Source organism: Nocardia sp. NPDC055053, from assembly GCF_053608285.1.
In genome coordinates this window covers 1-6,690 of record NZ_JBSGVD010000078.1, presented here as the reverse complement: position 1 = coordinate 6,690, position 6,690 = coordinate 1, and the positions used below count along the sequence as shown (strand labels likewise).

Genomic DNA, 6,690 nt, shown 5'->3' with positions numbered 1-6,690 from the left:
ACGAAGGAGCAAGCAACGGCGCCTGACCGGCGGGACAGGAGGGGCCGCGACCTCGAGCGCGCCAGCGCTCCAACAACTCAAGCCCAGAGCTGTCCGTCGAGCTTCTCCTCGGCCTCGTCCAGGGTGCCGTCGTAGGCGCCGGTGGACAGGTACTTCCAGCCCCCGTCGGCGACGACGAACGCGATATCGGCGCGCTTTCCCGCCTTCTGCGCCTTCTTCGCCACGCCGAGCGCGGCGTGCAGAATCGCGCCGGTGGAGATGCCTGCGAAGATGCCCTCTTCGCCGACGAGCTCGCGCGTGCGCTTCACCGCGTCGTACGGCCCGACGGAGAACCGGGTGGTCAGCACCGTCTCGTCGTACAGCTCGGGGATGAACCCCTCGTCGATGTTGCGCAGGCCGTACACCAGCTCGCCGTAGCGGGGCTCCGCGGCGACGATCTCGATGCCAGGCACGTTCTCGCGCAGGAACCGCCCGGTGCCCATCAGCGTCCCGGTGGTCCCGAGCCCGGCGACGAAGTGGGTGATCTCCGGCAGGTCGGCCAGCAGTTCGGGTCCGGTCGTCTCGTAGTGCGCGAGCGCGTTGGCCGGGTTGCCGTACTGGTAGAGCATCACCCAGTCGGGGTTCTGCGCGGCGATCTCCTTGGCCATGGCGACGGCCTGGTTCGACCCACCGGCGGCGGGCGAGTCGATGATCTCGGCGCCGAACATGGTGAGCAGCTGACGCCGCTCCACCGAGGTGTTCTCCGGCATCACGCAGACGATCCGGTAGCCCTTGAGCTTGGCCGCCATGGCCAGCGAGATCCCGGTATTGCCGCTGGTCGGCTCCAGAATGGTGCAGCCGGGCGTGAGCAGCCCGTCGGCCTCGGCCTGCTCGATCATCCGCAGCGCGGGCCGGTCCTTGATCGACCCGGTCGGATTGCGGTCCTCGAGCTTGGCCCACAGCCGCACGTGGTTCTCGCCGTCCCACTGCGGGGACAGCGTCTTCAACCCGACGAGCGGGGTGTTGCCGAGCGTCGCGATGAGCGATTCGTAGCGGGCCACGATGTCAGCGCGCGCCGCCGGCGACGGCAGGCAGGATGGTGACCGACGCGCCCGCGGGCACCTCGGCCTCCAGCCCACCGGCGAAGCGCACGTCCTCGTCGTCGACGTAGATGTTGACGTAGCGGTTGAGCTTGCCGTCCTTGAGCAGCCGCTCGGCCAGGCCGGGGTGGCTGGCGTCGAGGTTCTCGATCAGCGCCGACAGCGTCGAGCCCTCGCCCTGGACGCGCTTCTCGCCTCCGGTGAGACCTCGCATGATGGTCGGAATGGACACGGTTACCGGCATGAGGACTCCTCGGGTGTGACTTGGTTCGGTGGGTTCAGGCGTCGTAGGAATCGACGATCCGCACGGGTTCTTCGGTGACCTCGCCGTCGACGATGCGGTAGCTGCGCAGTTCGTGCCGCTCCGGGTCGCGGGTGGAGATCAGCACGTAGTGCGCGAACGGCTCGGAGGCGTAGGAGATGTCGGTGCGGCTCGGGTAGGCCTCGGTGGCGGTGTGCGAGTGGTAGATGACGACGGGGGTCTCGTCGGCGTCGTCCATCGCGCGCCAGACCTTCAGCTGCTCACCGGAATCGAAGCGGTAGAAGGTGGGCGAGCGTTCGGCGTTGACCATGGCGACGAAGCGCTCCGGCCGGTCGCTGCCTTCGGGTCCCGCGATGATGCCGCAGGCCTCGTCGGGGTGGTCGGCGCGCGCGTGCGCAACCATCTCGTCTACGAGATCGGCCCTGATCACCAGCACTTCCTCGACCCTTTCCACATCTTTACCGCGTGCTGTCGAGCACCACCTCGACAACCACCCACCCTATTCGGGTATTCCTGGCGGCGCGCACACCGGTCCCCACCAGGGCATCAGCGCGGGAACAGATCGCGATAGGCCGGGATTCCGGCGATCGAGGTCGCGCTGAGCACAGCGTCGACGACGGCCCGCTCGACGACCACCGCGGCGGCGGTGCACAACTGGTCGAGCAGCAGCAGGTCACCGGGGAACGCGCCGGGCAGCGGGACCGGCGGCACCGCGATCGCGCCGGTGGACAGCGCGAACAACGTGTCGCCGTCGAGCGGGGAATGCACGGGGCGGATCGCGCGGGCCAGCCCGTCGTGGGCGGTGGCGGCGAGCCTGCGGCAGGCGATCGGGTCGAGCGCGGCGTCGGTCGCGATCACGCCGATCGTGGTGTTGAGCAGGATGCTCTTCACCGGCAGCGCGTTGAGCGCGGCGATCTCGGCCTCGGTACCCGGCCGCAGACCGAAGAACTCGGGACCGTCGGTGCCCGCACCCCACAGCAGGCCGGTGCGCGGATCGGCCACCGAGCCGACGGGATTGGCGACGATCACCGCCCCGACGGTGACACCAGCGCCCGGCCCGTCGGCGAGAACCACGCTCGCCGAACCGATTCCGCCCTTGAGCGAACCGGCCCGCGCGCCCACCCCCGCGCCGGCGGTGCCGCGCGCGAAGTCGGCCGAGGCCGCCTCGGCCGCCCGGAAACCGAAGTCCGCGTCGGGCCGGATGTCCCACGCCCCGACCGGCAGGTCGAAGATCACCGCGGCGGGCACGATCGGCACCACCCGGCTCGGATCGGTCGGGTCCATGGGGATGCCCTCGCCGTGTTCCTCCGACCAGCGCATGACGCCGTCGGCGGCGGCCAGACCGTACGCGCTGCCGCCGGTGAGCAGCACCGAGTGCAGCTGCCGGACCGTGTTGGCCGGGTCGAGCAGGTCGGTTTCCCTGGTGCCGGGCCCGCCGCCGCGCACGTCCACCGAGGCGGTCGCGCCGCCGGGGACCCGCACGACGGTGCAGCCCGTCGCGGCACCCGTGCCGAGGGTGACGTCGTCGTCGAGCACCTGGTGATGGCCGACCAGCACGCCTGCCACATCGGTGATCGCGCTGCGTGGACCGGGTGCGCTGCGCATCCGTCGACCCTAGACGCGGGTGGATCAGGGGGCGAGCGCCTGCAGCAGCGAGTCCTGCATCCAGGTCAGCCAGTGGTAGACGTCCAGGTGCGGCGCGCGCGGATCACTCGGATCGAACTGCTCGGGCGTGTCGTCGTCGATGTCGAGCAGGGTGCCCAGCGCCAGCCGGACGTCGGTGAGCGCGGCCAGCCAGCCGTCGGCCTGCTCCGGGGTGAGCACGATCTTGCCGCCGGCCTCGGGGCAGCTGTCGAGGACGATCCGGCCCGCGGCCAGTTTCGCGTCGATGATCTCCGGCTCGTGCAGGCTGCGCAGGGCGGCGTTGAGGTCGGCGCGCTTGGCGTCGGGGGAACCGGGCTCGGCGCGGTGGAAATCGGGCAGCAGGCGCAGCAGCTGCGGATCGTCGGGCGGGGTCGAGTTGCCGGTGCGCAGACCGGTGAGCGCGGCCAGCTCGTCCTCGGGGGCTTCCGAGGCGCGGTCGCTCAGCAGCCCGGACACGGCGCCGATCAGGGAGCGCAGAACTGTGGCCTCGTGCTCGTCCATTTCGGATCGAAGCTTCAGGCCACTCAGTGAGTTCTTCCTGCTCCACTTGCGCACAGGGCTACGGTACTCAGTCGTCGCGCTGCATGGTTGCCCAGAGCCCCGCGGCGTGTAACCGGCGCACGTCCTGTTCCATTTTGTCCCGTGATCCGGAGGATACGACCGCCTTGCCTTCGTTGTGCACCTGCAGCATCAACTCGGTCGCCTTGGCTTTGCTGTAACCGAACAGCTTCTGGAAGATGTAGGTGACGTAGTGCATGAGGTTCACCGGGTCGTCCCAGACGACGGTGACCCATGGTCGGTCCTCCGCCTCCAGGATCTCGGTGTTCTCGACAGCCTCCGGCATCGCCTGCGCCGCTGACAGTGCGGCGTTCACGGCGTCGGTGACGGCGCCGGGTCGAACGGTATTGCACACGGCCATAAAACCCAGGGTACGACGAGGCCGCGAAGAAACAACACCCGCGGTGACTACAGTTTCTCGTGTGCAGATCCGTGACGAGTTCGCCAGCACCGCGCTGCTGACCGACCAGTACGAGCTGACCATGCTGGCCGCCGCCCTCGCCGACGGTTCGGCGCATCGCCAATGCACCTTCGAGGTGTTCGCCCGGCGCTTGCCCAACGGCCGCCGCTATGGCGTCGTCGCGGGCACCGGCCGGTTGCTCGACGCGCTGACCCACTTCCGTTTCGGTGACGCCGAGCTCGCTGTGGTCGCGAAATTCCTCGACCCGGCCACCGTGGACTGGTTGCGGGAATATCGCTTCACCGGTGACATCGACGGCTATGCCGAGGGTGAGCTGTACTTCCCCGGTTCGCCGGTCCTGACCGTGCGCGGCAGTTTCGCCGAATGCGTGCTGCTCGAAACGCTGGCCCTGTCGATCCTCAACCACGACAGCGCGATCGCCTCGGCGGCCGCGCGCATGGTGAGTGCCGCGGCGGGCAGGCGGATGATCGAGATGGGTTCGCGGCGCGCCCATGAACTGGCCGCGCCGTCGAGTTCCCGGGCCGCCTACCTGGCCGGTTTCGACGCCACCTCCAATCTGGAGGCCGTGCGCGGCTTCGGCGTGCCGGGCGCGGGCACCAGCGCGCACGCGTTCACGCTGCTGCACAGCGGCGCCGACGGCGAGCACGAGGCGGCCGCCTTCCGCAGCCAGATCGACGCGCTCAGCGTCGGGACCACCCTGCTCGTCGACACCTTCGACATCACCAGGGGCGTCGCGACGGCGATCGAGGTGGCCGGTCCCGAGCTGGGCGGCGTGCGGATCGACTCCGGCGACCTCGGCGTGCTGGCCAGGCAGGTCCGCGACCAGCTCGACGGGCTCGGCGCCACCGGCACCCGCATCGTCGTCTCCGGCGACCTGGACGAATACGCGATCGCGGCCCTGCGCGCCGAACCGGTCGACGTGTACGGCGTCGGCACCGCGGTGGTCACCGGTTCCGGCGCGCCGACCGCGGGGATGGTCTACAAGCTGGTCGAGGTCGACGGCATTCCGGTCGCCAAGCGCAGCAGCCACAAGCAGTCGCGCGGCGGCACCAAGAAGGCCGTGCGGCTGGCCCGTGCGACCGGCACGATCGTCGAGGAGATCGTGTACCCCGCCGCCGGAGAAGCACCGGCCACCAACGGTTTCCAGGTGCGCGAGCTGCAGGTGCCGCTGGTCCGCAAGGGCGCGGTGGTCGACGGGGTGGCGACGCTGGCGCAGAGCAGGGAGCTGGTCGCGCGCGGGCTGGTCAGCCTGCCGTGGGAGGGGCTCAAGCTCTCGGCGGGCGAGCCGGCGGTGCCGACCACGTTCCTGGGCTGATCGAGTGGCCGACCCGGCGCGGGCGGCGGAGAATAGGTCCGGCAGAGCCCGGCGGCGAAGGTGGAGGACGGCATGGCACGCGGCCTGGTGATCGTGGACGTGCAGAACGACTTCTGTGAGGGCGGTTCGCTCGCCGTCACCGGTGGCGCCGCGGTGGCGGCGGCGATCAGCGCGTTCCTGGCGGGCAACCACTACGACGCCGTGGTCGCGACCAGGGACTATCACGTCGATCCCGGTCCGCACTTCGCGGCGGAGCCCGACTATGTCGACACCTGGCCGCCGCACTGCCGGGTCGGCACCCCGGGCGCCGACTTCCACCCGGCGCTCGACACCGGCCCGATCGAGGAGGTCTTCTCCAAGGGCGAGTACTCGGCGGCGTACTCCGGCTTCGAAGGCGCGTCGGCCGACGGCACCACCCTGGCCGACTGGCTGCGCGCCCGGTCCATCGACACCGTCGACGTCGTCGGCATCGCCACCGACCACTGCGTCCGCGCCACCGCCCTCGACGCCAGGTCAGAGGGCTTCGACACCCGCATCCTGCTCGACCTCACCGCCGGCGTCGCCCCCGAGACCGTCGCCTCCGCCGTGACGACACTGCGCGCGGCGGGCGTCGATCTTGTCGGCGAACTGCCCGCCTGACCCACCCGCGCTGGATTCGACCCACCTGACGAGCTGCCCGCCTGACCCACAGTGGGTCGACCCGGCCGGCGAACTGCCCGCGGCGGGTGCGCGCGTCGCCACTAACCTGCACGCATGGACTACCGATTCCCGGCGCAGGCACGCGACCGCCTCACTACGGCGCTGGCCGATCTCGACAGCATCCACGACGCCGCCGACATCGTGTTCTGGTCCAACCCCGTCACCGGCGACCTGCAGCGCCGCGGCATCGGCGCCTTCGCCGAACTCCCGCCCGCCTTCGCCCACCTGCTGGCCCTGTCGAGCCTGCACACCAGCGTCCTCGACGCGGGTTTCAGCAGCTACCTGCGTACCCGCCGTAGCGAACTCCCCTGGGCCACACGCGGTTTGCGCGCCGCTGGCATGCCGCGACTGGCCGCGGCCGCTGTCCTGGCCGCCCGCGACGCCTCCGCCAGCTCCGCCGACGACGACCTGGACCGCTTCTTCGACGACGAGCACCAGACCATCGCCAACCCCGGCCAGATCCGCCGCCCGGACGGCGCCCGCGCCGACGACCCCGACGAGATCTACGACATCAACGAGCCCGCCGACTTCGAGCAGCGCGTCCTCGACTACATCCGCGCCAACATCGACGACTTCGTCCGCGAGTCGTGAACTGGCAGCACACCCGGCCCGGCACGCCCCGACCTCGAGGAGGGGCAGGCCGCGAAGCGGCCGTCGCGGCCGTCCCGCCGGTCAGGCGCCGTTGCGTAGGCGACGAAGGAGCAAGCAACGG

Annotated in this window: 9 protein-coding genes; 3 read left to right on the top strand and 6 right to left on the bottom strand. The window is 70.6% G+C overall.

The features are described from left to right. Window positions 1-77 precede the first annotated feature (77 nt). The 6 genes from ACWF82_RS34205 to clpS form a co-directional block, all read right to left on the bottom strand. Window positions 78-1,040: a PLP-dependent cysteine synthase family protein gene (locus ACWF82_RS34205; RefSeq protein WP_378854700.1), complete on the bottom strand. Its 963-nt coding sequence runs from the start codon at window positions 1,038-1,040 to the stop codon at window positions 78-80. A gap of 4 nt (window positions 1,041-1,044) precedes the next feature. Then, entirely contained in the window at window positions 1,045-1,323 is a 279-nt protein-coding gene (locus tag ACWF82_RS34200) for a MoaD/ThiS family protein (RefSeq protein WP_189034718.1), read from the bottom strand. 34 nt (window positions 1,324-1,357) lie between these two features. Beyond that, window positions 1,358-1,777 carry a Mov34/MPN/PAD-1 family protein gene (locus tag ACWF82_RS34195; protein ID WP_189034752.1) on the bottom strand — a complete coding sequence of 140 codons (420 nt, stop codon included), beginning with the start codon at window positions 1,775-1,777 and terminating at the stop codon, window positions 1,358-1,360. A 110-nt stretch (window positions 1,778-1,887) separates the two neighbouring features. Next, entirely contained in the window at window positions 1,888-2,946 is a 1,059-nt protein-coding gene (locus ACWF82_RS34190) for a P1 family peptidase (protein WP_452507702.1), read from the bottom strand. Between the two features lie 24 nt (window positions 2,947-2,970). Beyond that, window positions 2,971-3,540: an oxidative stress transcriptional regulator AosR gene (gene aosR, locus ACWF82_RS34185; protein ID WP_379311341.1), complete on the bottom strand. Its 570-nt coding sequence runs from the start codon at window positions 3,538-3,540 to the stop codon at window positions 2,971-2,973. Window positions 3,541-3,553: 13 nt separating this feature from the next. Continuing rightward, window positions 3,554-3,904 carry an ATP-dependent Clp protease adapter ClpS gene (gene clpS / locus ACWF82_RS34180; protein ID WP_452507701.1) on the bottom strand — a complete coding sequence of 117 codons (351 nt, stop codon included), beginning with the start codon at window positions 3,902-3,904 and terminating at the stop codon, window positions 3,554-3,556. A 61-nt stretch (window positions 3,905-3,965) separates the two neighbouring features. On the opposite strand from clpS, the gene ACWF82_RS34175 reads away from it, so the two are divergent. The 3 genes from ACWF82_RS34175 (at window position 3,966) to ACWF82_RS34165 (ending at window position 6,569) form a co-directional block, all read left to right on the top strand. Next, window positions 3,966-5,279: a nicotinate phosphoribosyltransferase gene (locus ACWF82_RS34175; protein ID WP_452507700.1), complete on the top strand. Its 1,314-nt coding sequence runs from the start codon at window positions 3,966-3,968 to the stop codon at window positions 5,277-5,279. 72 nt (window positions 5,280-5,351) lie between these two features. Further along, window positions 5,352-5,918, top strand: a complete 567-nt coding sequence (locus ACWF82_RS34170; protein ID WP_452507699.1) for an isochorismatase family protein — start codon at window positions 5,352-5,354, stop codon at window positions 5,916-5,918. 114 nt (window positions 5,919-6,032) lie between these two features. Beyond that, window positions 6,033-6,569 (top strand): DMP19 family protein, encoded by a 537-nt coding sequence (locus ACWF82_RS34165; protein WP_452507698.1) that lies wholly within the window; start codon window positions 6,033-6,035, stop codon window positions 6,567-6,569. Window positions 6,570-6,690 lie beyond the last annotated feature (121 nt).

Bases quoted from the DNA above. Each gene is read 5' to 3' on its own strand.
- ACWF82_RS34165 (WP_452507698.1), top strand. From the start codon at position 6,033: ATGGACTACCGATTCCCGGCGCAGGCACGCGACCGCCTCACTACGGCG.
- ACWF82_RS34170 (WP_452507699.1), top strand. From the start codon at position 5,352: ATGGCACGCGGCCTGGTGATCGTGGACGTGCAGAACGACTTCTGTGAG.
- clpS (WP_452507701.1), bottom strand. From the start codon at position 3,904: ATGGCCGTGTGCAATACCGTTCGACCCGGCGCCGTCACCGACGCCGTG.
- ACWF82_RS34200 (WP_189034718.1), bottom strand. From the start codon at position 1,323: ATGCCGGTAACCGTGTCCATTCCGACCATCATGCGAGGTCTCACCGGA.
- ACWF82_RS34190 (WP_452507702.1), bottom strand. From the start codon at position 2,946: ATGCGCAGCGCACCCGGTCCACGCAGCGCGATCACCGATGTGGCAGGC.